26 protein-coding genes and 1 tRNA gene are annotated in these 25,860 nt (G+C 32.7%); 18 read left to right on the top strand and 9 right to left on the bottom strand.

The genetic code is table 11. From position 1 onward, the window contains the following. Positions 1 to 57 precede the first annotated feature (57 nt). Together H8K90_RS03445 and H8K90_RS03440 are read left to right on the top strand one after the other, a co-directional pair. Positions 58 to 1,113 (top strand): NAD(P)/FAD-dependent oxidoreductase, encoded by a 1,056-nt coding sequence (locus H8K90_RS03445; RefSeq protein WP_186844535.1) that lies wholly within the window; start codon positions 58 to 60, stop codon positions 1,111 to 1,113. Further along, entirely contained in the window at positions 1,113 to 1,448 is a 336-nt protein-coding gene (locus H8K90_RS03440) for a 2Fe-2S iron-sulfur cluster-binding family protein (protein ID WP_186844534.1), read from the top strand. Before H8K90_RS03445 ends, H8K90_RS03440 begins: the two co-directional genes overlap by 1 nt. Before the next feature lies 1 nt (position 1,449). On the opposite strand, the gene H8K90_RS03435 is transcribed toward H8K90_RS03440, so the two are convergent. The 5 genes from H8K90_RS03435 to H8K90_RS03415 form a co-directional block, all read right to left on the bottom strand. Next, entirely contained in the window at positions 1,450 to 2,346 is an 897-nt protein-coding gene (locus tag H8K90_RS03435) for a metallophosphoesterase family protein (protein WP_186844533.1), read from the bottom strand. A gap of 105 nt (positions 2,347 to 2,451) precedes the next feature. After that, positions 2,452 to 3,630 (bottom strand): acyl-CoA dehydrogenase family protein, encoded by a 1,179-nt coding sequence (locus H8K90_RS03430; protein ID WP_186844532.1) that lies wholly within the window; start codon positions 3,628 to 3,630, stop codon positions 2,452 to 2,454. Positions 3,631 to 3,743: 113 nt separating this feature from the next. Beyond that, a complete protein-coding gene (locus tag H8K90_RS03425) occupies positions 3,744 to 4,457 on the bottom strand; it encodes a tRNA1(Val) (adenine(37)-N6)-methyltransferase (RefSeq protein ID WP_186844531.1) in 714 nt (237 codons plus the stop codon). A 97-nt stretch (positions 4,458 to 4,554) separates the two neighbouring features. Further along, a complete protein-coding gene (gene rimM, locus H8K90_RS03420; protein ID WP_186844530.1) occupies positions 4,555 to 5,079 on the bottom strand; it encodes a ribosome maturation factor RimM in 525 nt (174 codons plus the stop codon). Between the two features lie 145 nt (positions 5,080 to 5,224). Beyond that, complete coding sequence (locus tag H8K90_RS03415) at positions 5,225 to 5,740, bottom strand: 30S ribosomal protein S16 (RefSeq protein ID WP_186844529.1); 516 nt, start codon at positions 5,738 to 5,740, stop codon at positions 5,225 to 5,227. A 313-nt stretch (positions 5,741 to 6,053) separates the two neighbouring features. Between H8K90_RS03415 and H8K90_RS03410 the strand changes: the two genes are divergently transcribed. The 5 genes from H8K90_RS03410 (at position 6,054) to H8K90_RS03390 (ending at position 13,756) form a co-directional block, all read left to right on the top strand. Then, on the top strand, positions 6,054 to 7,343 hold the full coding sequence (locus H8K90_RS03410) for a DUF6252 family protein (protein WP_186844528.1): 1,290 nt from the start codon (positions 6,054 to 6,056) through the stop codon (positions 7,341 to 7,343). A 196-nt stretch (positions 7,344 to 7,539) separates the two neighbouring features. Further along, positions 7,540 to 7,989, top strand: a complete 450-nt coding sequence (locus H8K90_RS03405; protein ID WP_186844527.1) for a ferritin-like domain-containing protein — start codon at positions 7,540 to 7,542, stop codon at positions 7,987 to 7,989. A 116-nt stretch (positions 7,990 to 8,105) separates the two neighbouring features. After that, entirely contained in the window at positions 8,106 to 8,555 is a 450-nt protein-coding gene (locus H8K90_RS03400) for a ferritin-like domain-containing protein (RefSeq protein WP_186844526.1), read from the top strand. Between the two features lie 174 nt (positions 8,556 to 8,729). Continuing rightward, positions 8,730 to 13,115 (top strand): DNA polymerase III subunit alpha, encoded by a 4,386-nt coding sequence (dnaE, locus tag H8K90_RS03395; RefSeq protein ID WP_186844525.1) that lies wholly within the window; start codon positions 8,730 to 8,732, stop codon positions 13,113 to 13,115. A 62-nt stretch (positions 13,116 to 13,177) separates the two neighbouring features. Continuing rightward, positions 13,178 to 13,756: a hypothetical protein gene (locus H8K90_RS03390; protein WP_186844524.1), complete on the top strand. Its 579-nt coding sequence runs from the start codon at positions 13,178 to 13,180 to the stop codon at positions 13,754 to 13,756. 292 nt (positions 13,757 to 14,048) lie between these two features. Here H8K90_RS03390 and H8K90_RS03385 read toward each other — a convergent pair whose 3' ends face one another. The 3 genes from H8K90_RS03385 to H8K90_RS03375 are packed head-to-tail and all read right to left on the bottom strand — an operon-like array spanning position 14,049 to position 15,220. Continuing rightward, positions 14,049 to 14,483, bottom strand: a complete 435-nt coding sequence (locus H8K90_RS03385; protein ID WP_186844523.1) for an SRPBCC family protein — start codon at positions 14,481 to 14,483, stop codon at positions 14,049 to 14,051. After that, positions 14,476 to 14,805, bottom strand: coding sequence for an ArsR/SmtB family transcription factor (locus H8K90_RS03380; protein ID WP_186844522.1), 330 nt, complete (start codon positions 14,803 to 14,805; stop codon positions 14,476 to 14,478). Before H8K90_RS03380 ends, H8K90_RS03385 begins: the two co-directional genes overlap by 8 nt. After that, positions 14,795 to 15,220 (bottom strand): SRPBCC family protein, encoded by a 426-nt coding sequence (locus H8K90_RS03375; RefSeq protein WP_186844521.1) that lies wholly within the window; start codon positions 15,218 to 15,220, stop codon positions 14,795 to 14,797. The genes H8K90_RS03380 and H8K90_RS03375 overlap by 11 nt, the downstream gene beginning before the upstream one ends. 283 nt (positions 15,221 to 15,503) lie before the next feature. Here H8K90_RS03375 and trxA point away from each other — a divergent pair, with 283 nt between their 5' ends. From trxA to H8K90_RS03335, 8 genes are all read left to right on the top strand, one after another. After that, on the top strand, positions 15,504 to 15,821 hold the full coding sequence (trxA, locus tag H8K90_RS03370; protein WP_186844520.1) for a thioredoxin: 318 nt from the start codon (positions 15,504 to 15,506) through the stop codon (positions 15,819 to 15,821). A gap of 68 nt (positions 15,822 to 15,889) precedes the next feature. Continuing rightward, positions 15,890 to 16,819 (top strand): DUF58 domain-containing protein, encoded by a 930-nt coding sequence (locus tag H8K90_RS03365; protein ID WP_186844519.1) that lies wholly within the window; start codon positions 15,890 to 15,892, stop codon positions 16,817 to 16,819. 75 nt (positions 16,820 to 16,894) lie between these two features. Beyond that, positions 16,895 to 16,968: transfer RNA gene (locus H8K90_RS03360), tRNA-Asp, on the top strand. A gap of 269 nt (positions 16,969 to 17,237) precedes the next feature. Next, positions 17,238 to 17,555 carry a hypothetical protein gene (locus H8K90_RS03355; protein WP_186844518.1) on the top strand — a complete coding sequence of 106 codons (318 nt, stop codon included), beginning with the start codon at positions 17,238 to 17,240 and terminating at the stop codon, positions 17,553 to 17,555. Positions 17,556 to 17,664: 109 nt separating this feature from the next. Beyond that, a complete protein-coding gene (locus H8K90_RS03350; protein ID WP_186844517.1) occupies positions 17,665 to 18,213 on the top strand; it encodes a hypothetical protein in 549 nt (182 codons plus the stop codon). A 458-nt stretch (positions 18,214 to 18,671) separates the two neighbouring features. Continuing rightward, on the top strand, positions 18,672 to 18,839 hold the full coding sequence (locus tag H8K90_RS03345; RefSeq protein WP_186844516.1) for a hypothetical protein: 168 nt from the start codon (positions 18,672 to 18,674) through the stop codon (positions 18,837 to 18,839). Positions 18,840 to 19,031: 192 nt separating this feature from the next. Then, positions 19,032 to 20,993, top strand: coding sequence for a tetratricopeptide repeat-containing sensor histidine kinase (locus tag H8K90_RS03340; protein ID WP_186844515.1), 1,962 nt, complete (start codon positions 19,032 to 19,034; stop codon positions 20,991 to 20,993). Between the two features lie 93 nt (positions 20,994 to 21,086). Next, the gene (locus H8K90_RS03335; protein WP_186844514.1) at positions 21,087 to 21,755 is read left to right on the top strand and encodes a response regulator; all 669 of its coding nucleotides are present in this window, start codon (positions 21,087 to 21,089) and stop codon (positions 21,753 to 21,755) included. Positions 21,756 to 22,009: 254 nt separating this feature from the next. Here the strand turns inward: H8K90_RS03335 and H8K90_RS03330 are convergent, their stop codons facing one another. Next, on the bottom strand, positions 22,010 to 22,507 hold the full coding sequence (locus H8K90_RS03330) for a DUF456 domain-containing protein (protein ID WP_186844513.1): 498 nt from the start codon (positions 22,505 to 22,507) through the stop codon (positions 22,010 to 22,012). 224 nt (positions 22,508 to 22,731) lie between these two features. On the opposite strand from H8K90_RS03330, the gene H8K90_RS03325 reads away from it, so the two are divergent. The 3 genes from H8K90_RS03325 to H8K90_RS03315 are packed head-to-tail and all read left to right on the top strand — an operon-like array spanning position 22,732 to position 25,839. Beyond that, positions 22,732 to 23,088: a BlaI/MecI/CopY family transcriptional regulator gene (locus tag H8K90_RS03325; protein WP_186844512.1), complete on the top strand. Its 357-nt coding sequence runs from the start codon at positions 22,732 to 22,734 to the stop codon at positions 23,086 to 23,088. 2 nt (positions 23,089 to 23,090) lie between these two features. Next, positions 23,091 to 24,686: a M56 family metallopeptidase gene (locus H8K90_RS03320; RefSeq protein WP_186844511.1), complete on the top strand. Its 1,596-nt coding sequence runs from the start codon at positions 23,091 to 23,093 to the stop codon at positions 24,684 to 24,686. Positions 24,687 to 24,705: 19 nt separating this feature from the next. Then, positions 24,706 to 25,839, top strand: coding sequence for a tetratricopeptide repeat protein (locus tag H8K90_RS03315; protein ID WP_186844510.1), 1,134 nt, complete (start codon positions 24,706 to 24,708; stop codon positions 25,837 to 25,839). The last annotated feature ends 21 nt before the right edge of the window (positions 25,840 to 25,860 follow it).

Here is a 25,860-nt window from a genome sequence, read left to right as displayed (position 1 = left end):
CTTTTGTCACATTTTAGCTAGAATTACATTAGTAATTTTGTTTCCAATTCTTAATTCATGATTACAACAGATATACTTATAATTGGTGCTGGACCAACGGGATTATTTGCCGTGTTTGAAGCAGGTCTTTTAAAGTTAAAGTGCCACTTAATTGATGCTTTGCCACAACCTGGAGGACAATGTTCTGAGATTTACCCTAAAAAACCTATTTACGATATACCTGCCTATCCAGAAATTTTAGCTGGAGATTTAACTGATAAATTGTTAGAACAGTGCAAACAATTTGAGCCAGGATTTACTTTAGGAGAGCGTGCAGAAACTATTGAAAAACAAGATGACGGAAGTTTTATCGTTACTACGAATAAAGGAACTCAACATAAAGCACCTGTTGTAGCAATTGCAGGAGGTTTAGGTAGTTTTGAACCACGTAAACCATTGTTAGAGAATATTGTAGACTTCGAAAATAAAGGTGTAGAATATATTATAAAAGATCCTGAAATTTATAGAAATAAGAAGGTGGTTATTGCTGGTGGAGGTGACTCAGCATTAGATTGGAGTATTTTCTTAGCAGATGTAGCATCTAGTGTAACATTAGTGCATAGACGAAATGAATTTAGAGGTCATTTAGATTCTGTAGAAAAAGCTCAAGAACTTAAAAACGCAGGCAAGATTAAATTAATAACTCCAGCCGAAATCACAGCTATAAACGGAAATGGTATGGTAGAAAGTGTTGAGGTTACCAAAAAAGACGAAAACCCAATTATACTTGAAACGGACCATTTTATTCCACTATTTGGATTATCTCCTAAACTTGGACCTATTGCAAATTGGGGACTAGAAATAGAAAAAAATGCAATTAAAGTTAATAACGCTTTAGATTACCAAACCAACATACCTGGAATTTTTGCTATTGGAGATGTGAACACCTATCCAGGAAAATTAAAATTAATACTTTGTGGTTTTCATGAAGCAACATTAATGTGTCAGGCAGCTTATCAAATTATTAATCCAGGAAAGCGATATGTTTTAAAATATACAACAGTGAGTGGTATTGATGGTTTTGATGGTACACGTAAAGAAGCACCAAAGGCTGTTGTTAAAAAAATTGAGTAGTGGAACAAAACGATATTAATATTACAATCATAGACAGAGAAGGTGTAAAACATCAAATTGAAGCGCCAACTGATATGGCTATGAATTTGATGGAGATTGTTCGTTCATACGAATTGGCTCCAGAGGGAACAATTGGTGTTTGTGGTGGTATGGCGATGTGCGCATCTTGTCAATGTTATGTTTTGAGTGAAACTGAATTGCCAGAAATGCAAGACGATGAGGAAGCGATGTTATCTGAAGCTTTTTATGTAAAAGACAATTCAAGGTTAGGTTGCCAAATACAAATGACTCCTGATATGGAAGGTTTAGAAGTTGAGTTGGCTCCTGAAAGTTAAATTATTCCGTCTTATAATCAATCAAAGGAGTAGGTCCTTCCAACAAAAAACGGTCAATCTTTAAAGTCCCATCATCAGTAGTTACAATTTGCCATTTTATAAGTGAAATTGCTCCATTTTCAATCTCAATACCTGTTATACTTCTAGGGTGTACACAACTACCATCATTAAAAAAAGCTATATCACCAGGCTCAGGAAAACGTGGTCGGTGCGTATGTCCCACAATTGTAATAAGATTATTGTTTGCAATAATCCACTTTTTAGTTCTGCGCTCTACCTTTATTAATTCTTTGTAGTTTTTTGCAGGACTTGTTGGGTCTGCAATTCCCATAACATTTAGCGGTTTCCATAATACTCTAACCATAAAGCGACTCCATTTCCAGAAGAGATAATTCCACCAATCGGCTTGATGGCCATGGGTTAAAAATAATTCTTGGTTAGTTTCAGTATATTGTAAAACAATACCTTCATGATATTTAATATTGCAGAAAAGTTCTTCGTCATTTCCTGTTTTCGGATCAAAATAGGTGTTGAGATGTTTATCAACATAATCTTGATTTCTGTAGACCATATCATGGTTACCCCAAATCATGTGTAAGCGTTCTTCATCATGAAACTGCTTCATTAACATGTACACATTTTTATGGGCGTTTAATATCGATTCAAACGATAAGTTTTCCCAAAGCTCGTCACCATCTCCAAGTTCGCAATATTGAAAACCTTGGTTGTAATAATGTTTTAATGCATGGAAATAAATATTTCTGTTATTGGCAAAATCATCTGCAAAACTATTGTCACCACGATGACAATCACTAAATAAAATAAATTTAGAGGTATCGTTAAACGAAATTCGCTTCGCATTTTTAAAGGCACGATCTAATCTAGTTTTTGAAGACATAAAGTAAATGTAAACAAAAAATGCCTCTCAGTTGAGAAGCATTTTTATAATTTTTATTTCAGCATCAATTACATCTTACAGTAATAATGAAATGAAATTTTATCTCTATTTAAAGGCATTTAAGCCAGTGACATCTAATCCTGTTATTAATAAATGAATATCGTGTGTACCCTCGTAAGTAATCACACTTTCCAAGTTCATAGAGTGTCGCATTATGCTGTATTCGCCAGATATTCCCATACCTCCAAGCATCTGTCTGGCTTCTCTAGCAATATTTATAGCCATTTCTACATTATTACGTTTTGCCATAGATATTTGCGCTGAGGTTGCCGTGCCAGCTTCGCGCATAACCCCAAGTCTCCACGCCAATAATTGAGCTTTAGTGATTTCGGTAATCATCTCTGCTAATTTCTTTTGTTGCAGCTGAAATTGACCAATAGGCTTTCCAAATTGCATACGTTCTTTTGAATATCGTAATGCAGTATCATAGCAATCCATTGCAGCTCCTATGGCTCCCCAAGCAATACCAAAACGTGCAGAATCTAAACAACCTAATGGTGCTCCAAGTCCAGATTTATTTGGTAATAAATTTTCTTTTGGCACTTTTACATTATCAAAAATCAGCTCACCAGTGGCAGAAGCTCTTAGTGACCATTTGTTATGTGTTTCTGGTGTAGAGAATCCTTCCATACCACGTTCCACGATTAGACCGTGTATGCGTCCTTCTTCATTTTTAGCCCAAACGACTGCTATTTGGCAAAAAGGAGAATTGCTAATCCACATTTTAGCACCATTTAAAAGATAATGATCTCCCATATCTTTAAAATTGGTAACCATACCACCAGGATTGCTGCCATGATCAGGTTCAGTTAAACCAAAAGAACCAATCCACTCACCAGAAGCTAATTTTGGTAAGTATTTTTGGCGTTGTTCCTCATTACCATATTTCCAAATAGGATACATTACTAAAGACGATTGTACTGAAGCTGTACTCCGTACGCCAGAATCTCCGCGTTCAATTTCTTGCATTATTAACCCATAAGAAATTTGGTCTAATCCAGCTCCACCGTATTCCACAGGAATGTATGGTCCAAATGCTCCAATTTCAGCTAAACCACCAACTATAGATTTAGGAAATTCAGCTTTTTGTGCCGCTTCTTCAATAATAGGGGATACATCGCGTTTTACCCATTCTCTTGCTGCATCGCGCACTAATTTGTGCTCTTCAGTAAGTAATTCGTCTAAATTATAGTAATCTGGTGCTTCGAATAAATCTGGTTTCATTCTGTTTTTTTGATATTTATACCTTCTAGTTTTAAGAATTTAATAAAATAGAAGGTGTTATTTTACAAGTTTAACAAAAGTAACGAAATCGTTATCATTGCCCAACAATAGAATTACATTTTAAGATAAAAATCTTTGGTAAGGTTAATGTAATCCTCTGTATATTGATGTCTGGCAGTTTCGATCACTAAATCCGAAGTTTCAATTTCGGTTTCTTCGAATGAAAATTCAATTAAACTTCTTTTAAATTCTGAATTAGGATTACCTTTTACATGAAGTGAACGCTTAACGGATAAGCCTATTTTTGAAGCTAAATCAATAAATTTTTCTTCCTCCTTATTTGGAATGACAACTGCAAAAACACCATTTTTCGATAGTAAATTTGCAACTGCATAAATCAAGTGTTCAAAAGGCATTGCGTCATTAAAACGAGCTAAATCTCTTGCTTCATTATCTGTTTTATAATCTTCTGAATAAAATGGCGGATTGCAAATGATAAGGTCAAATTCATCATCAACTTCTTCAACAAACTCTAAAAGGGAAGCGTGGTAACAAAAGAGACGATCGGCCCATGGTGAATTCTCAAAATTTTCTGAACATTGCTCATAAGCTTCAGCATCAATTTCTAAGGCTTCTATGTTTTCTGCGAGGCTTCGTTGTGCAATCATAAGGCTTAAAACACCTGTGCCTGCTCCAATATCTAATACATTAAAGGGATTGTGCTCAACAGACGTCCATGCTCCAAGCAACACTCCATCAGTACCAATTTTCATAGCACAACGGTCTTGGTTAATAGTAAATTGCTTGAATTGAAATGGCTTGCTCATAGTTTTGTCATTCCTGGGAAGACAGAAATCTGTTCTATATTAAAGGATTTGTTTTTTTTACAAAGATTCTGAAACAAGTTCAGAATGACAACAAATATTAAAGATATAAATCAATCAAGCCTTCAGGAGTGTTTACCTCAATGATTTTATGTTCTCTGTCCACTTTAGAAATAAATTCGTCATTCATTGGAATTAATATTTCAACGCCATCTCTATCCACTTCAAATAAGGCCTGTGCTGTAGAATCATTAATGCCTTTTAAAATACCCACCTTTCCATATTTTTTATCTGTAATTGTAAAACCAATCACTTCATGAAAATAAAATTTATCGCCATCTAGTTTTGGTAATAAATCTAATGGAAGATATAATTCGGTTTTTATTAAGGCATCGGCATCAGCTTCCGTATCGACATCTTCAAATTTAAGACGTAATAAATCAGATTTATGTAATTGAGATGCTTCAATGAAAAAGGGTACTAAATTACCTCTTAGATCAATAAATACGGCGTCTAAATTATCATATAAATCGGGCTCATCAGTATCTAGTTTAGCTAAGAGTTCCCCTTTAAAGCTGTACTTCTTTACAATTTTGCCTAAATAAAAACAATCTTCTTTCTTCATCTCTTAATACTTCTGTTTGTTTAAAGGTAGTCGAGAACTGTCAACATCTAAAAATTAAACATCTCGACTACGCTCGATGTGGTAGTTTTAAATAAAAAAACCCTGACGATTATCGTCAGGGTTTAAAAGTATAAAAATAAATTTTTTATTCTTCTTCGTTTGTTGCTGTTGTTTCTTCAGTTGCAACATCTTCAGCTACTTCTTCTTCAACAACTGGCGCAGCTGCAGCAATACGCGCTTCATTTACTGCTTTTTCAGCTTCTAGTGCTTTAGCTTTTGCATCGGCATCTGCTTTAGATAAACCATCAGCTTTAGCTTGAATTTTTGCAGCTTTTTCTTCTAACCAAGCATTAAATTTCTTTTCTGCTTGCTCTTCAGTTAAAGCTCCTTTTCTAACTCCACCAGCTAAATGATGTTTTAGCATAGCACCTTTATAAGATAAAATTGCTTTAGCAGTGTCAGTTGGTTGTGCACCATTTTGTAACCATTGTACAGCTCCATCAACATTTAAATCAATAGTTGCAGGATTTGTGTTTGGATTGTAAGCACCTAGTTTTTCTAAGTATTTACCGTCTCTTTTTGCGCGAGAATCCGCGGCTACGATCCAGTAATAAGGTTTTCCTTTTTTACCGTGTCTTTGTAATCTAATTTTTACAGGCATAATAATTAATTAGTGAGGTTCTCGACCTCTGTTATTAATGAGGGCGCAAAGATAATATATTTTTTTAATTTTCAACACTTTAATTCGTGTGTTTCTTAGGTTTTAGTTATATGCTTTAGTTTAGACATGCTTAGTGCCATAATAATATAGTTGTTTTGTGATTAAGTATTTAAAAAAAGGAAGATTCACTTTAACTAAAAGAATTCCATTTTAACTAAAACAGTAATGAAGATAGGCTAAGTTTTAAAAATTATTATACTTTTGGTATTCTTGTTTCGTTAAATAAGAAGCACAGACAAATGATCTTTAAGCAATGAAAAAATTAATCCTCTTCTCCCTTATTTTAGCATTATTTAGTTGTGGTGACGAAGTTGAATTTAATACACCTGCATTTCAAGGTGATAGAGAAAATCAACTTTGGAGAGCTAAATCATTTTCAGCAAGTATTGCACCAAATGGTTTTTTAACCATTAAAGGAACTAATAATACCGAAATTGTAAACCTTAGAGTGCCTTCTGTAATAGAGGCTACTTTTATAGTTGGCAACAATATTGATGTAATTGAGGCGGAATATATCGATAGTTTCGGAACATCATTTTCCACAAATAATAAACCAGACGAAAGTGTTTCAATTTACCCAGAATTAGGTGAAATTGTTATCGAAGAAATAGATTATGCAAACGAAACGTTTACAGGTACTTACAGGTTTTTGGCCTTTGATGCTTCTGGATTAAATTCAGTTGGCTTTACCAACGGAATTTTTTATAAAGTACCATTGGTTTTTGGTGAATTTCCGACTAACCCAGTGACTTGTGAAGATGCAGAAATGGCTGCAGAAGCTGCCTTGTTGGCTTATGAAGCTACGTTTTCTTCGGATTTAGATTTTGTAAACAACACTGCTTTTGAAGCTGCTTGTATGGCATATAGAGAGGCACTAAATAATCAACGTGCATATTGTGGAGATGCTGATGGAGCTTTGCAAGCTATAATAGATGCTTTAGGTGATTGTCAAATTTCTTGTACTCAAGCTATTGCTAATAGCAACGAAGCAGAATCACAATATGTAACAGCAACTATTGGTAATTTTGATGAAAAATGTGCACAATATCAATTATATCTGCAAGAACAGATTGCAATTTGTGGAGATCCAAATGGAAGTATTCAGGCGAAATTAGATAGTATAAGTTGTAGTGATGATGATGGAGATGGAGTGCCTAATGCTTTTGAAGATTTTAATGGTGATGGTGATCTTACTAATGACGACATAGATGGTGACGGAACACCAAATTATTTAGATACTGACGATGATGGGGATGGTATTTTAACTGCTGACGAGGCTGTTGATGCTGATGGTAATCCTATAGATACAGATGGTGATGGTGATGTAGATTATTTAGATAATGATGACGATGGAGATGGAGTGTTTTCAATTTACGAAACAGGAGATACCGACGGAAATGGTGTCGCAGATTATTTAGATAATGATGATGATGGCGATACAGTTTTAACTATAAATGAAAATGCAGATCCCAATGGTGATGGTAATCCAGCTGATGCTATAGATACAGATGCTGACGGAACACCAGATTATTTGCAAGCATAATACTAACTATTACATAGTAATGAAAACGCCACTTTAAACAAGTGGCGTTTTTTTTTGTTAAATAGTTATAAGTCTTTGTTAAAAATGTTAATAGGTTCGAAATTCTCTATGTTATCTGCTATATTAAAATGTGTTGATGTGAAACAATACGCATCCCAAAAGAAAGTATTGAGATTTAAAAATGTAAAAGATAATTATGAAGTATTCAAAAGAAATTTCAAATAAGTTAAATGAATTATTAGTAAAGAATTATGATGCCGAAAAAGGGTATTTAAATGCTATTGAAAATGTTGATAACGATCGTCTAAAAATGTTTTTCAAAAGAAGAGCATCAGAAAGAAGTGAGTTTGCAAAAGAGTTAAGAACAGAGATATTGCAATATGGCGAAATTCCAGAAGATTCTGGCAGTTTTAAAGGTGCCATGCATAGAAATTGGATGAGCTTAAAATCTACATTTTCTTCAAATAATGAAGAATCGATTTTAGAGGAAGCCATAAGAGGTGAGGAATCTAGTTTAGAAGTTTACAATGATTTACTACAAGAACGCAACTTGCCACCATCAATTGATAGCTTGTTAATTAAGCATAAAAATGCGATTCAAGCTGCCATCAATACCGAAAAGGTGCATGAGGAAGTTTTGAGCTAATAATTAAGTGAATTAAAGTAATTTTTGGTAAACAACAATTCAAGATTACAATAAGATGATAAATGATACGCATCTATAAAATATAGGTATCAAAAATTTTAAAAATGAACAAGAACATGAAGTACGAGAAAAAAATATCAGACAAACTAAACGAGTTGATCGAAAAAAATATGAACGCTAAAGATGGTTACGAAATGGCCATCAATAAAGTGAATAATAGTGAAGTGAAAAAATTCTTCAAAAATAGAGCAGAAGAGCGCGCTATATTTGTTAAAGACTTGCGAAGCGAAGTTTGGAGCAATGGTGAAATCCCAGAAAATTCAGGGAATATAACAGGAGAATTACATCGAAATTGGATGGCTCTAAAAGCAGCATTATCTTCTAATAATGAAGATGCAATTTTAGAAGAAACCATAAGAGGTGAAAAATCGAGCTTAGACGAGTATAATGAAATTCTCAACAAGAATTTAATACCCGAAAAAGTATCTAACATCTTGAGAGAGCAACGAAATGCTATTGAAGCCACTATCGCAAAAGCGAAAAACTTTGAAGTTATATTATCATAGATAGAATAGATTAGTTGAAGAGAAAAACCACACGAAAGTGTGGTTTTTTTATGTTCAAAACTGTTTATAACTTCATTTCAAAAAAGAACAGATTCTTCGTAATTTTATCTGCTAACTTTATCATGTCCCTTTCCTTCTGAATAGGGATTTAGGGATAGGCTTATAGACTCTTTTATGTACTTAATATTCGATACCGAAACCACAGGATTGCCAAAGCGTTGGGATGCACCAATTACAGATACAGATAATTGGCCAAGATGCATACAGATTGCTTGGCAGTTACATGATGCAATGGGTAATTGTATTGAGCATCAAGATTATTTGGTGAAACCAGAAGGTTTTAATATTCCTTATGACGCTGAAAAGATTCATGGTATTTCTACAGAATTAGCACAAGAAAAAGGGGTACCACTATCCGAAGTTTTAGAGAAGTTTAATGCAGCTCTATCAAAAACCAAATTCGTGGTCGGACAAAATGTAAAGTTCGATTTAAATATTATGGGAGCTGAGTTTGTACGCGAAGATGTAGCAAATCCGCTTCAAGAATTACCCGTTTTAGATACTTGTACCGAGCATACAGCAAATTTATGCCAAATTCCTGGAGGTCGTTATGGTAAATTTAAATTACCAACCTTAACAGAGTTACATCAATTTTTATTCAACAAGCCATTTGCCGAAGCGCATAATGCTACCGCAGATGTTGAGGCAACTACACGTTGCTTTTTCGAATTAATAAGAAAAGAACAATACACTAAGGAGCAGCTAGATGTACAGCCAGATTATTTTCAGAAGTTTTCTGAAGAAAATCCAGATACCATTCAACTTATAGGTTTAAAGCATATTAATCTAAAGCGCGAAAGTGCAAAGATTAATGAACGCCTGCAAAAAGAACAGACGGAATCCATTACAACGTCGACCAATAAGGAAGCGGTTTCAAAATTAGCTGAGGTCGATTTTGTACATCTACATAATCACTCTCAGTTTTCAATTCTTCAATCTACTATTAGTATTAAGGATTTAGTTGCGGCTGCAGCTAATAAAAACATGCCAGCCGTTGCGTTGACCGATCATGGTAATATGATGGGAGCTTTCCATTTTGTGAGTGCTGTTGGAAATCATAATAAAAAAGTAAAAGCGCAACATGCCGAAGCTGAAGAAAATGGTGAAGAGAAAAAAGGCAAACTTATTAAGCCTATTATAGGTTGTGAGTTTTTTGTTTGTGAAAATCACAAAGACAAAACCCGAAAAGATAATGGGTATCAAATTGTATTAATGGCCAAAAATAAAAAAGGCTATCACAATTTGGCAAAATTATCATCTGCAGCATTTACAGATGGATTTTATTATGTGCCAAGAATAGATAAAAAACTTATAGAGCAATATAAAGAAGACCTTATTTGCTTAACAGGAAACCTTTATGGTGAAGTGCCAAGTAAAGTGTTAAACGTTGGTGAAAACCAAGCAGAAGAGGCTTTACTATGGTGGAAAGCAACCTTTCAAGACGATTTGTATATTGAATTAATGCGTCACGATCAAGAAGACGAAAATCGTGTGAATACGGTATTGATTCAATTTGCTCATAAGCACAATGTTAAACTTGTTGCAACTAACAACACCTATTACGTTGAACAAGAAAACGCCAACGCACACGATATTTTGTTGTGTGTAAAAGATGGGGAAAAACAAGCAACACCAATTGGTCGTGGTCGTGGATATCGTTATGGTTTACCAAATCAAGAATACTATTTCAAGTCTTCGGAAGAAATGAAAGCCTTGTTTAGAGATGTGCCTGAAGCTATTGTAAATATTCAAGAGGTTGTTGATAAAATTGAACCTTATGAGTTGGCTCGAGATGTATTACTGCCTGCTTTTGATATACCAGATGAATTTAAGCATGAAGAAGACGAAAAAGATAATGGTAAACGAGGAGAAAATGCCTATTTAAAGCATCTCACTTACGAAGGAGCAAAAAAGCGCTATGGTGAGATTACTCCAGAAATAAAAGAACGTCTCGATTTTGAGTTGAGCGTTATTGAAAACACTGGTTATCCTGGTTATTTCTTAATTGTAGAAGATTTTATTCGCGAAGCCCGAAAAATGGATGTATCCGTTGGTCCTGGTCGTGGATCTGCAGCTGGTTCTGTGGTTGCCTATTGTTTGTGGATTACTAACATTGACCCAATTAAGTACGACCTGCTTTTTGAGCGTTTCTTAAATCCAGATCGTGTAAGCATGCCAGATATCGATATTGATTTTGATGATGAAGGTCGTGGACGAGTTATGCAATACGTTATAGATAAATATGGAGCTAACCAAGTAGCACAAATTATCACGTACGGTACAATGGCTGCAAAATCGTCGATTAGAGATACAGCTAGAGTTTTAGATTTGCCACTTGGTGATGCAGATCGCATTTCAAAATTAATTCCGACGATGTCTAAACTCGGAAAGATATTTGGTCTTTCTGAAAAAGATTTAGCTAAAAAATTCAGAGCAGAAGATTTAGAAAAAGTCAACGAACTGCTTAATATTTCTGATGGTGAAGATTTGCAAGCAGAAACCGTAAACCAAGCTAGAATCTTAGAAGGTTCGGTAAGAAACACAGGTATTCATGCATGTGGTGTTATTATAACTCCTGGTGATATTACTAATTATGTTCCGGTTTCTGTAGCTAAGGATTCCGATTTGTATGTGACGCAATTTGATAACTCTGTCGTAGAAAGTGCAGGTTTATTGAAGATGGATTTCTTGGGATTAAAAACCTTAACCTTAATTAAAGACACGGTTAAAATTGTAAAGGCAAGACATGGCATTGAACTCGATCCGGAGAATTTTCCGCTAGATGATGTAAAAACATACGAATTGTTTCAACGCGGTGAAACGGTTGGAGTCTTTCAGTATGAATCTCCTGGTATGCAAAAACATATGAAGAATCTGAAGCCTACGGTTTTTGATGATTTAATTGCTATGAATGCCTTGTATCGTCCAGGTCCTATGGAATATATCCCAAGTTTCATTGCTAGAAAACATGGAGACGAAGAGATTGTGTACGATTTACCAGAAATGGAAGAATACCTTAAGGAAACTTATGGTATTACAGTATACCAAGAGCAGGTAATGCTACTATCTCAAAAATTAGCAGATTTTACCAAAGGTGAAGCCGATGTATTGAGAAAAGCTATGGGTAAAAAACAAATCGCGGTTTTGGACAAGATGAAACCAAAATTTATTGAGCAAGCCGGAGCTAAAGGTTTAGATAAAGACAAACTAGAAAAAATATGGAAAGATTGGGAAGCCTTTGCAAGTTATGCCTTTAATAAATCGCACTCTACATGTTACGCGTGGATTGCTTATCAAACGGCCTACTTAAAAGCGCATTATCCAGCAGAATATATGGCAGCCGTTTTGTCTAATAACATGAACGACATTAAATCAGTAACATTTTTTATGGAAGAGTGTAAGCGTATGCGCTTACCTGTTTTAGGACCAAGTGTTAATGAAAGTTATTACAAGTTTTCGGTAAATAAAGATAATGCGGTTCGTTTTGGAATGGGAGCCATAAAAGGTGTTGGACATGGAGCTGTAATGACGATTGTAGAAGGTCGTAAAGAAGGTGGTAATTATAAATCTATTTTCGATTTAGCGAAGCGTATAGATTTGCGTGCTGCTAATAAAAAAGCATTTGAAGGTTTAGCCAATGCTGGTGGTTTTGATTGTTTTGAGGATACACATAGAGCACAATATTTTGCGCATGATGGTGATGGTATTACCTTTTTAGAAAAAGCGGTTAAATATGGTGCAAAACATCAAGAAAATGAAAACTCCGCTCAGGTAAGTTTGTTTGGGGAAGCTAGTGACGTACAGATTGCAGAACCACAAGTACCGCCTTGTGAAGATTGGGGAACTATGGAGAAGCTATCTCGCGAAAAAGAGGTGGTTGGTATTTATATTTCTGGGCATCCTTTAGACGATTTTAAAATTGAAATGAAAACGTTTTGTAATGGAGTGATTTCTCATTTTAATAATCTAGATGCTATTTTAAATAGAGAAGTGACCTTTGGAGGAGTAGTTACAGATGTTCAGCATAGGGTAAGCAAACAGGGTAAAGGATGGGCTTTATTTACTATTGAAGATTATACAGATAGCCATGAATTTAGAATTTTTGGCGAAGATTATTTAAAGTTTAGACACTTCTTTGTAGTTAACTCATTTGTATATGTAAGAGCTTTTGTAAAAGAAGGTTGGGTAAATAGAGATACAGGTAAAAAAGGGGAACCAAGAATTCAGTTTAATAGTTTTCAGTTGTTACACGATGTTATGGATACGTATGCTAAAAAGCTATCCATACAGCTTAATATTAGAGATTTAGAAAAAGATACAATAGCAGTGTTGCACGACTTAATTAAATTCCATGAAGGCAGCCAAACCTTAAATTTTGTGGTGTATGATAATGCTGAAAAAATAAAAGTGCAAATGCCTAGCCGAAAAAATAAGGTGAAGATTTCTCAAGAGCTTTTGCATGAGTTGAAGGAACATGATGTGAGGTATAAGTTGAATTAGAATGTTGAAAAACATGCGTATATTATTGTTTTATGTACAATTAGTGTAAACTTTTGTAAGAAATGAAAAAAAAGAAATCGAAAGAAAAAAAGTCCAAAAGAACCAATAAGAGGAATTGGCCGTTGATAATTTCGATTTTTGCATTTATTGTAAGTTTTGGACAATTGATTTTCACATATCCTGTAGTTTTAAAGCAGTTTGAAAAAGTTGAATTAAAGGCTGTTGAATTTGATATTGAAAAACCAATTGACGACAATTATGTTCGAACTTCTTTTATGATAATTAATACTGGGGCCAATACAGCGAAAAATGTTGAACTACATTTAAGAGTCTTAAAAAATGATAAAATTCTATTCGTACCAGAGGTTTTTAATCTTGCTAAAGATGATACGAAAGACGGAATTGCTAGAAATTTGATTTTTAAGTGTGAAGATATAGTGCCTGGTGAAAAAGTCAGGTTCTTTATTCATTCTGACTTTAGTGAATATTTAGAAACAAATTCACTTGACACTCTTTATTTCAATAAACCAGTTACTAGACCTGAATTAAGTTATGGTCCTTATATTACAATTTTAAAGCATTCTTTAGGTAAAGTTCTATTTGAAAGACCAACTGATTTAACTCTGTATGAATTAAAATAAAAAATGTCACATTACACTTGTATTATTAATTGCTTGTTCGCTGTCTACCTAAGAAAACCGCTACACATTTTCTATTAAGCTTCCTTCTCATCCAAATAACCACCTAATATATCCAGAGAATCATCCCAAAATTGCGAATAGAATTGCATCCATTTGTTGACCTCTTTTAGAGGTTTTGAGTTTGCGTAGCAAAATTATTTTACGTTTTACACCCCTAAAGTCCCCTCAAGGGGTGTTCTCTAAGAAGTAACTTTTTTAAATTAAATAACAATCAATTTACTGAGTTATCAAATCACTTCTTTTCAACAAAAGCTTTCAATTTTTCTGTGATAAACATATCCCAAGTCCTAGAGCACACATCGTAGCAATCGATTTGAGGTGTAAGACCAGTTTGATGAAAACTAATAGTTGTTTTAGAATCCTCTTCTTTTATTTGCCAATGTAAAATGTGCCCAATCCATTCTTTATTAAAATCGGGTTCGCCAGCGATACATTGCCAAACTAACTTAGTATTTGGAACAAATTCTAAGATTTTGAACGTCCACCAATAGCCATTGTCAAAGGTAACAGTGAATTGTCCATCAGTTTTTTGTGACGACTCACTGGTCTGTGACCACCAAAGATGAATGTTCTCGGTTAAAGCATTAAATACAGTTTTGGCGTTAGATTGCACCATAATCTGTTTTTTATAATCTGAATGAGATTGGTGTTCAGTTTTATTAAGCATCTTTTTTGGTTTTTAGGTAGTTGTCTAAATTATCTAAAGAATCATCCCAAAACTGAGCATAAAACTGCATCCATTTATTCACTTCTTTTAAGGGTTTTGGGTCTGCGAAGCAGAAGCGATTTCTACCATCTTCTTTCATTTGTACTAATCCAGCATCATTTAAAATCTTAATGTGTTTGGTAACACCTTGTCTGGTCATTAAAAACTGATTTGAAATCTGCGTAATAGACAATGCTGAGGTAGCGATTACTAAGGCGTGAAAAATATCACGCCTTGTTGGATCTGCAATAGCTTTAAATAATTTGGTGATATTATCTTGCATTGACTTCTTCTTTTAAATAAGTACTTAAACCATTGATACAATTATCCCAACCACCATTAAAACTCTCAAACATAGCAATGGCAGTGTCGCCAACGTAATTTTCAATGCCAGAATGTTCTAGATAGAGTTTTGTAGCATTGCCAAGGTTTTCTAGTTTCCAAGTAACTTTTGTTATGGCTGGTGTGTCTTTTACTATCCAAGTATAAGTTAAAGTGTACGGATTTGCTTCTAGTACTTCGCCTATTATTGCTGAGCAGTTTTTTTCCGAAGAATTGAATACATATTTATATCCAACTTCTGCTTTAAAGTCAGCTTTAAGAAACCATGCTGAGATTTCTTCTGCATTTGTAATGGCATTCCAAATCTGATCTATTGAATGATTAAATACCTTTTCTTTTGTGATTGTTTTGTTCATAATGTTCGTTTTTTGATTTATATGCAACTTTACGGTTGCTAAATTAAACAAAATATTTTAATATGCAACTAAAAAGTTGCGTAAAGAATTTTGCATTCAATAATAAATTACTATTCTCACCCTTTGGGTTGTGCTGTTTTAAAAGGAATATGTATCGTTAATAGTGTTATAATCAAATCAAATACTGCCGATGTAAGGTTTAGTAAAAATTTTGACTAATTTTGCGTACTTATCTACCAATAGGTACATTAACTGAAGTAGAATATAATAAATAATAAATATTATGGCATTAGAAATAACAGATGCAACATTTGAAGAAACAGTATTAAAGAGTGATAAACCAGTAGTAGTTGATTTTTGGGCTGCTTGGTGTGGGCCATGTCGTATGGTTGGGCCAATCATTGACGAAATTAGTACAGAATACGAAGGTAAAGCTGTAGTTGGTAAAGTCGATGTAGATGCAAACCAAGAATTTGCAGCTAAATATGGTGTAAGAAACATACCTACAGTTTTGGTATTTCAGAACGGAGAAGTTGTTGGTCGCCAAGTTGGTGTAGCGCCAAAAACAGCTTATGCTGAAGCTATCGACGCTCTTTTATAGAAATATACTCTAAAAGAAATGATAAAAGGTTTGTCTATACGGCAAACCTTTTTTAGTTTCGGTAACTAATGGATTTACAACAAGAACTCAATAAAACAGGAGGTTTTAAAAACCTAGAATTATTAGCCAAGCAAGTGGTGGAAGGCTTTATTGCTGGTATGCATAAGAGTCCTTTTCATGGGTTTTCGGCGGAGTTTGCTGAGCATAAGATTTATAATCAAGGAGAAAGTACCAAGTACATAGATTGGAAATTGTATGCCAAAACGGACCGATTATATACCAAGCGCTATGATGAGGAAACTAATTTAAGATGTCACCTTATTGTAGATAATAGTAGCTCTATGCATTACCCAGAGTCTGCTAGTACATCTGTTGATAATCTTAATAAAATTGCATTTTCGGCATTAGCAAGTGCTTCTTTAATGCACATTCTAAAAAAACAAAGAGATGCTGTTGGGTTAAGTGTTTATAGTGATACGTATGATTTTTATTCTCCAGAAAAAGGGAGTGAGCGTCATCATAGAATGTTATTAAACACCTTGAGTGAAGTCGTAGTTTCTAAACCAGATTCAAAAACGACTGAGACCTACCAATATTTGCATCAAATAGCAGAAAAAATACACCGTAGATCTTTAATTTTTGTGTTTACAGATATGTTTCAAACTTCAGAGGACGATGAAAAGTTATTTGAAGCCTTAAGGCACTTAAAACATAATAAGCATGAGGTGGTATTATTTCATGTCTTTGATAAAGCAAAGGAACTCACTTTTGATTTTGATAATAGACCAAAGCGATTTATAGACGTAGAAACAGGTGATTATATTAATTTATATGCCGATAACATTAAAGAAAATTACGAAAAAGCAGTAAAAATGTACTTTAATAACCTAAGATTAAAGTGCGGGCAATATAGAATTAAGTACGTTGAAGCAGATATTAACGCTGGTTTTAATAATATTTTGACCACCTACATGATTGAACGTCAAAAATTTATTTAGTAATTCTTCTTTTTTTTAGATTTTTGTTTGCCAAATTAAAAATGCAATGTATATTTGCCCTCGCAATTAAGCAACGGTCTGGTAGTTCAGCTGGTTAGAATGTCGCCCTGTCACGGCGAAGGTCGCGGGTTCGAGTCCCGTCCAGACCGCAAAAATTGTAAAACTAAAGCTTCAAGAAATTGAAGCTTTTTTTTAAGGCAATTGTAAAATGTTGTGTTGTTCCAAGAGAAATCTTGGAGTAGTAGTGAGATTCTCGATTAAATTGAGAACTTACCAATGAAAGGCTTTCCTTTTTTCTGATAAAGAAAATTGGGATGCTTTTTTGTTTTGTACAGTTAATTTTTATGGTTTTGTGAATTAAATACTTGATATAAAGTAATTTAGGTTATTTTTGTTGTGAAATCATAAAATATTAAAAATGCCTAGAATAATCGCCCTTGGAAATGTAAGAGCTGACGGAACGATTTACAATGCAACACCAGGAATAACTATTGATACAGTTAATAATGTGTTTGATGAAAACATGTATAGAGTTCAACTTCCAGAAGGATTAGTGTTACATGATAACTATATTATACAACTGACACAAGAGTTTGTTGAGACCGATCAACAGGCTTACGAAAGTACATCCATAGGATATATTTTTCGTCGTGAAAATGGTTTTACTGTTGGTATATCAACCCGTTTTTCAAGTTATCTTAAAGGTAACTGGAGTTTTGTTCTATATGATTTATAACGTCTGAAACTTTAGTGAGTAATTGCAATTTAAATAAATTGAGATGCTTTCTTGTATTTATAATATTCGTTTCATTTCTGCGTTCCTTGTAAAGCATATTAATTAAATCATGAAGTTTATTGTTTTTCTTTTCCTTATAACTCGATGTTATTTTTCCTATGGCCAACACAGTGATAGGCTTGCGAGTCTTATTGAAAACTTAAAGCATAGTGATTCTTCATTTATAGAAAATCATTATTCTAATGGCTCTATAAAAGGCAAAGGTGCTTACTTATATTATGATATGCCAGAGTACACCTATTCTAAAAAAGCAGGTTTATGGTTAGAGTATTATGTTAGTGGTGAACTTAAATCTGAATCCGTTTATGATAATTTGGGTAATTTATTGAGCAAAACATTGTACGATTTAAAGGGGTCTATTTCTAGTGAAGTGACTGCAACTTTAATCGATTTAGATATTTCAGACCCTAAAGATTATTTTTACAGAAATGATGAGGTTTCAACTACTTTTGGAATAAAGAATTATAAATATGGAGCAGCTATAGATGAGATTTATCTAAGAGAAATAGGTCTTGTTACGGGTGGTAAAAGAACAGGTGTATGGAAAATATTTGATCAAAGAGGAAGATTGGAAAGAGAACTAGACTACGACAAATAAATCTACTTTATTAAATATTTATACAAAAAAGGCTTTCAATTTTTTTCATGGTTTTTCTAAGCTGTTTTAGAGGTTCCTTCTATATAGATAGATTAGTATGCTTTTATGTTTTAAGTAGGTTTTGGTTAACTTTTTCTTTAAAAAAACGAAGTTTTCAACACGTTATAAACAATTACATGTATTTAAACGGTAAAAAATGTATTTTATCGATAATCTTTTTGTCTTCATTATAAATAATTATATATTGCCCCTCCTTCTTAAGACCTCAAATCGCTTAATAAGGAAATTTTAGTCCATTTTACTATTAGACTAACCATAGTCTAAAAACGTCCCTCGTTTATTTTAGTATAGTTTTAGGTATAGCCTAAGATAGTTAATTGTCCATTCCCTTCCCTCAGCGTAACGTTTATGTTACATTTTTGACGTTAATTATTTATTTAAACCCTAAAATAGACTATATGAAAACCCTTAAAATTACTTTAGCACTAGTTGCTGTACTTGTATTAACTGTATCTGGTGTACAATCTGACAAGGTTGTAAATGATCAACCTACTTATGAAGCTAAAAGCAACTTTGATTTATTAGCAACTAGCAAAACGAAAATAAAAAAGCCAGGTAACGGATAAATATATTATATAAAATTAAAAGTTTTTAAGCCCTTATTAATCAATAAGGGCTTTTCTAATTATATTAATTCTTAATTTTAAATATTAATTCTTAGTTTTAAAGTTTGATTCATTTTAATACAATAAAGATTGTCTCGTCTATTAATCTTTTTTATCCTATTTACATTTTGCTTTAAGTCGCAGGGTCAAAATATGCTCTCCGAGTATAAAAAGATTAAAGAATATAGGGAACTTTCTGAGGATGGTAGTGTGTCTTTAGAAGAACGATTAGTGTTCGCAAAAAAGGCTGTCGAACTCTCATTGAAAACAGGTAAGGATTCAACTATATTGTTAAGCAATCGAAAGTTGTCTTTTATATATCTATTAAAAGATGATTATGGTCCTTTTAGAAAATTAAATCATACTAATTTAAAATTAGCAATCAAGTTAAATGATTCCATTGCATTAGCTTACAGTTATAACAATTTAGGGTTTTACCATCATCAAGACTTTAAGATAGATAGTGCTTTTTATTATTATTCCAAAGCTTTAAAACTTTTTGATAAGTTAAAAATGGGAGAGGATGAATATGGTGTGCTCACTAATATTGCTAATATTCAACAAAGAGAGAAAGATTATGTAGGTTGCGAAGAAAGTGCTATCAAAGCAATTAAAATCATCAATACTTTTCCAATAAATGAAAGTCGTTTAGACTATCTCTGGATCTTAAATAATCTCATTGGAGTAGTTTCTTTAAAATTAAAGTCATTCGATAGAGCTATAGAATACCATAATAAGGCCTTGAATAATGCTAAGGAAATGGATAATGGTTATTATAACGAACTGTATTCAAAAAATAATTTAGCTGAAGTATATAAAAATAAAGGTGATATAGATAAGTCTATTGAGTTATATCAATATGTGATAAAGCAGCGAGAACAGTATTTTAAAGATGATCCTTCCTTTTATGCTATTACACTGGCAAATTTGGCATATTCAAAATCGTTAAGAAAAGATAAGGATTTAAGTAAAATAAGATTACAGTTCTATGAAGCTAAGAATATCAGTGATACACTACAAGATGAACTTGCTAAAATTGGCGTAGCTATTGATTTATCGAGGTTTTATTCGTCATTAAAAGAAGGTGATTCAGCAATTTTTTATGCAGAAAAAAGTCGACGAATATCTGAGAATATAAATAACAATGAATTATTATTAGAATCGTTTCTCATTTTATCTAATCTCAAGAAAGGTGAAGAAGCTAATGTTTATCTAAAAAAATATATTAAATTAAGTGATAGTCTTTTAAATAATGAGCGTAATGCCAGGAATCGGTTTGCTAGGTTAGAATTAGAAACAGATGAACTAGAAGCTGAAAACAAACAAATATCCAAAGAAAATCTCTACTTACTCATTCTTTCAATAGGACTTCTCTTAACAGCAATACTTATATATATTCTTATTTCCCAACGTGCAAAAAACAGAAAATTAAAACTTATTCAAGTTCAACAAAAAGCTAACGAAGACATTTATAATCTTATGTTGGGGCAACAAGATAAAGTAGATGAAGCTAGAGCTAAAGAAAAAATTAGAGTGTCTAAAGAATTACATGATGGTGTTTTAGGTAGATTGTTTGGTACCAGATTAAGCTTAGACAGTATTAATTTTAAAGATGGCAAAGAAGCCATGATGACTAGAGCAAATTATATTGGTCAACTAAAAACTATAGAAGAGGATATTCGGAAAATATCGCACGAATTAAACACTGATTTTGTTTCTGGATCTGGATTTATGGATATAGTTACAGAGTTAATTGAAAACCAAGTGCAAGCGTATGGTTTAGAGCACGAGTTTAATTATACTGATGATATTAGTTGGGATTTAGTGACCAATAAAACTAAGATAAATATTTATAGAATCATCCAAGAATCTATGCAAAATATATATAAGCATGCAAATGCAAATGCTATTAAGATTAGCATTTCATTAGAAAAAGACGTAATTTGCTTAGATATCATTGATGATGGAGATGGCTTTGATACTTCAAAAAATAGAAAGGGCATCGGTTTAAAAAATATGACGTCTCGTGTTGAGGATATTAATGGAAGTATCTCTTTTACATCTCAATCTGGCAATGGTACAGAAGTTAATGTTAAGATTCCCTACACAAACTAATCAACATGACCCGAGCGCAAAACATTTCAATATTTATTAAGATATGTTTTTGTGCAAATAGCATGTGACGATTAAAACCATAAATAATATCACATGAAACATATTAACATACTCATGGTAGATGATCACCCAATAATTATTGAGGGCTATCAAAACGTATTAATGGCAACCAAAGAAGACGATCAAACTCTTCTAATTGATACGGCAAATAATTGCGATACTGCGGTTATAATGCTAAATCGTGCTTCTAAAGAAAAACCATATGATGTTTGTTTTTTTGATATCAGTTTACCAGCATCCGAAGATGGAAAATACACCTCAGGTGAGGATTTAGCTCTATTGGCAAAAAAAATATTACCCAATTCTAAGATTGTTATTTTAACTATGTTTAATGAATCTTTTAGAATTCATAATATTATAAAAGAAATTGATCCAGATGGATTTTTAATAAAAAGTGATTTAACATCTATGGAGTTAGCTGATGCATTTCAGCAAATTTTAAAATCACCTCCTTATTATAGTAGTACTGTAAATAATTATGTAAAAAAGACATTTACAAGCGAAATATATGTAGATGATATTAATCGCAAAATCTTACATCTATTGTCTCAAGGTATAAAAACTAAAAGTTTAAGCGAATATATTCCGTTATCTACCAGTGCCTTAGAAAAAAGAAAGAAGCAGCTTAAATTGTTGTTTTCTATTAACGACGGTAAGGACGAAACTCTCTTACAAGAAGCGAGAGATAAAGGGTATTTATAAAAATCCTTTAGAAAAATTCAGTTTTTTTGACTTAAAAAAACGCTTGAAACTATTGCTATAGTTGAATATTACGGTTTTTCCGCAATAAGTTTGCGGTTTTACCACAACACAAAGTTGTTGCACTATCTTATATTTACAGCAGTCAACAAGAATTAATTAATCCCTTTTTAAGTAATTGTTGAGTTAATAGCAAGAAAATGAACCTAGTCACATTATTTGTGACTAGGTTTTTTCTTTTCTAATTAACTCGGTTATTAGAACCAGCTGGCATTATGCTCTGATAATTTCGCGATAAAAAAGCCCAAGAAGATTACGGCCACTATAAATTTTAAAAAGGTTGAGGCTATAAAGCCTAAGAATGAGCCAAAAGCCGCTCTCAAGGCCTTTTGTATATCGTTTCTATGAATCATCTCACCAACTAATGCACCAACAAAAGGTCCAATTATAATTCCGAAAGGAATAGGGGAAAGTAATCCAATTACTAAGCCTATAGTAGTGCCAACCATTCCAGATTTACTACCACCAAAACGTTTTGTGCCTATAGCAGGAATAATATAATCTAATACGTATATTAATATAGCGACTAAAAGTGTAACGATTAAAAAGGTGTTACTTAATTCTACGCCATCTGTAAAATGTAATACTAAAAGACCAGCCCAACTGGTGAGTGGTCCAGGTAAAACAGGTAAAAAGCTACCTACAATACCTAATATCATTAAAAGTAGTGCTACAATGACTAAAAAAATTTCCATATAAATAATTAAGAATTCATTTATAGGACGCAATAAGTAATACAAAGTTACAATTTTATAACTAAAACATTAGTTTAAACTAATTTTTTAGTTATATTAGCATAATGATTTAGTTAAAATAAATCATTATGCGTATCCTGAACTTAATTCAGGATCTCAAGATTGGTTAACCTAAAAGGATTTTATTAAATAATAATAAGATTCTGAAACAAGTTCAGAACAAGATGAAGCAACTTACAAAAGCAGAAGAAGAGATAATGCAAGCCTTATGGCAATTAAAAAAGGCCAATGTTAAATCTGTGATTGAAATATTACCAGAGCCTAAACCAGCCTACAATACGGTGTCTACAATTGTAAGGATTTTAGAAAGTAAAGGTTTTGTAGATTATGAAAAACAAGGGAAAGGGCATGTCTATTTTCCTATTGTAGCTAAAGAATCTTATAGTAATCAATCTATTAATAAACTGGTAGATAATTATTTTCAAGGGTCTTTTAAAAGTATGGTATCCTTTTTTGTTCAGAAAAATGATGTGGATACTAAAGATATAGAAACCTTGTTAAACGAAATCAATAAAAAATAGCCATGTTACATTATATCATACAAATTATTGCGTTTCAGACTATCTTTTTGTTGGTGTACGACCTGTTTTTAAAGCATGAAACTTTTTTTAACTGCAATCGCTTGTACCTTTTAGCAACAGCGATAGGTTCGGTAGTATTGCCATTTATAAAGTTGGATATATTTAGTGAAGTAACTTCAAAGGATTTTGTAATTCAATTACCCGAAGTTATTATTGGTGAACTAACATCAGTAACGGCTTTAGATACAGAAATCGCATTACAGGCAGGCATAGTTTTAGATCAAGCTTCTACACCATTATGGCAAATTATATTAGCGTTTGGTATGTGCTTATCTATGGGATTTTTTGTGTTTAAACTACTAAAGTTGTATTGGATGAAATATCAAAATCCAAAGCGCTGGAAAGGAAATGTGTTAATTGTAAAAATTCTTAGAAGTAATGCCGCATTCTCATTTTTTAATACTGTTTTTTTAGGTGAGCATATTTCTAAAAATGAGAAACAAACAATTTTAAAACACGAGTTGATTCATGTAGAAGAAAAGCATACCATAGATTTATTGTTTTTTGAAGTATTGCGAGTTCTACTTTGGTTTAACCCATTAGTATATATGTATCAAAGTAGAATTAAAACCTTACACGAGTATGTAGCAGATGCCAAAGCCATAAGACAAAATGGTAAGAAAGATTATTACAAGAGTTTGCTTAATCAAGTGTTTGAAACAAATAATATATCATTTACAAATACATTTTTCAATAAATCATTAATTAAAAAACGAATTATTATGTTACAAAAATCAAAATCTAGAAAACCCAAACTATTAAAATATGCACTTATAATTCCTGTAGTTTTTGGGATGTTGTTTTACATTTCGTGCGAAAAAGAAGCCATTAGTACTATAGAAAATGAGGCTCTTAATTTAGCGCAATATTCTTATACGATGCCACTAAAAGGCGGAATGACAGATAATGTAAAAGAAACACACAAAAAATATGAGGATTTTTTAAAAGCCAATTCTGATTACGTGAGTTGGGGAGTTGCTAATTCTAAAGAAGGAACTATGAGCTATTCTATTCATCATAAAAGTGAGCAAGTGCCAGAAGGATATGACGAGGTTGGAGTTTCTTTTCCCGATGGACAATCTTATACAGCTTACATGAATTTTAAGTTTTTTCCTAATACAGGTGATGTGGTAGAGGAAGTACAGGAATTAAACCCTAGAGATTATGATAATGCATCTGAAGTGCCATTTAAAGTTATTGATCAAGTACCAACATTAACAGAATGTGAAAATTTAGCAGATAATGTAGAGCGTAGAAAATGTTTTTCAAACACGATTAACAAGTTAATAGCTAAAAATTTTAATACAAACCTAGCTAATACACTTGGTGTAAACGGGAAACAAAGAATTTTTGTGCATTTTAAAATTGATGAAAGTGGAGCTATTTCTGAAATTAAAGCAAGAGCTGCACATCCAAAATTAGAAGATGAGGCAAAACGCGTAATTAGATTACTGCCTCAATTTATTCCTGGTCAGCATAATGGTAAAGCTGTTACAGTACCTTATTCTTTACCTATTGTATTTAATATACAACCCTAAATAATATTTAATTAAGTAGATGAAAAAAGTCTTTTTAACTCTTATTTTACTAATTCAATTTAATGCCGAAGCTCAATCTTCGGCATTGACTGTTGCCGATGATTTATATGCCAACGGCAATTACACCAAAGCCATTGAGACCTATAAACAGCTTAAGAACTTAGATGAGGTTTACGATAAAATAGCAAAGGCTTATATAGCCATTGGTAATTATGGTGAGGGCTTAGTTTATTACGAAAAAGCAATAAAAGCTAATGAAAACAATCTATTAATTAAGTATGAATTCGCCAAGCTTTTAACCAAAACAAAAAAGTATGATGATGCCAATCAGATGTTTACTGATTTAATCGTTTTAGATAGTGTAAACCCAAATTACCATTACGAGTTAGGTGTGGTTTTAGAAAAACAAAGAGATACTTTGGCTTTACAAGAATTTAAAAAAACGTTTAGTTTAGACCAGACGCACCAAAAAGCAATTTTTAAAATAGCTAAACATCATCTTATTAAGCGAAATTTTGAATTAGCACATCAATTTATAGACAAAGGCCTAGAAAGTTATGCCAATAATGTAGAACTAATCAGTCTAAAAGCGCAATCCTACTATCATCAAGAGTTTTATACACATTCGGTTGTGTGGTTTAAAAAACTGTTAGAATTGGGTGAAAAATCTGAGTTTATTCACGAAAAATTAAGTTTAAGTTATGCGCATAATTCAGATTACGAAGATGCTATTTACCATAGAAAGCAAGCTTTAAAGTTTAATCCTAATGATGCTAATGCGCTATTTGTTATTGGTACTTATTATGAAAGCCTTAGCAATTTTGAAAAGGCTGAAGAATATGTTGCAAAGGCTTTAAAACTACAAGATGTGTCACTTTCTCATGAATATCAACGCTTAGGCACGATTTATAATCGTCAAAAAAAATATGAGAAAGCCATAAAAGCTTTTCAAAAAGCCATAAAAGAAGATCCTTCTAATATAATGGCAGAATTCTTTTTAATACGAACAAAAGATGAGTATTATGCAGATACAGATTCTAAAATAAACTTATACGAAAACTATATTAAGAAGCATGAAAAAAGCCCTTTTAGGTTATATGCTCAAAGAAGATTAAAAGAACTTAAAGAAGAAAAGTTCCAAGAACAAGATTAATTTTTTTAATAACAAATAAAA

Source organism: Winogradskyella echinorum (assembly GCF_014297365.1).
Taxonomy (GTDB): domain Bacteria; phylum Bacteroidota; class Bacteroidia; order Flavobacteriales; family Flavobacteriaceae; genus Winogradskyella; species Winogradskyella echinorum.
The sequence above is the reverse complement of the archived record's forward strand: the minus strand, read 5'-3'. Positions and strand labels throughout refer to the sequence as shown.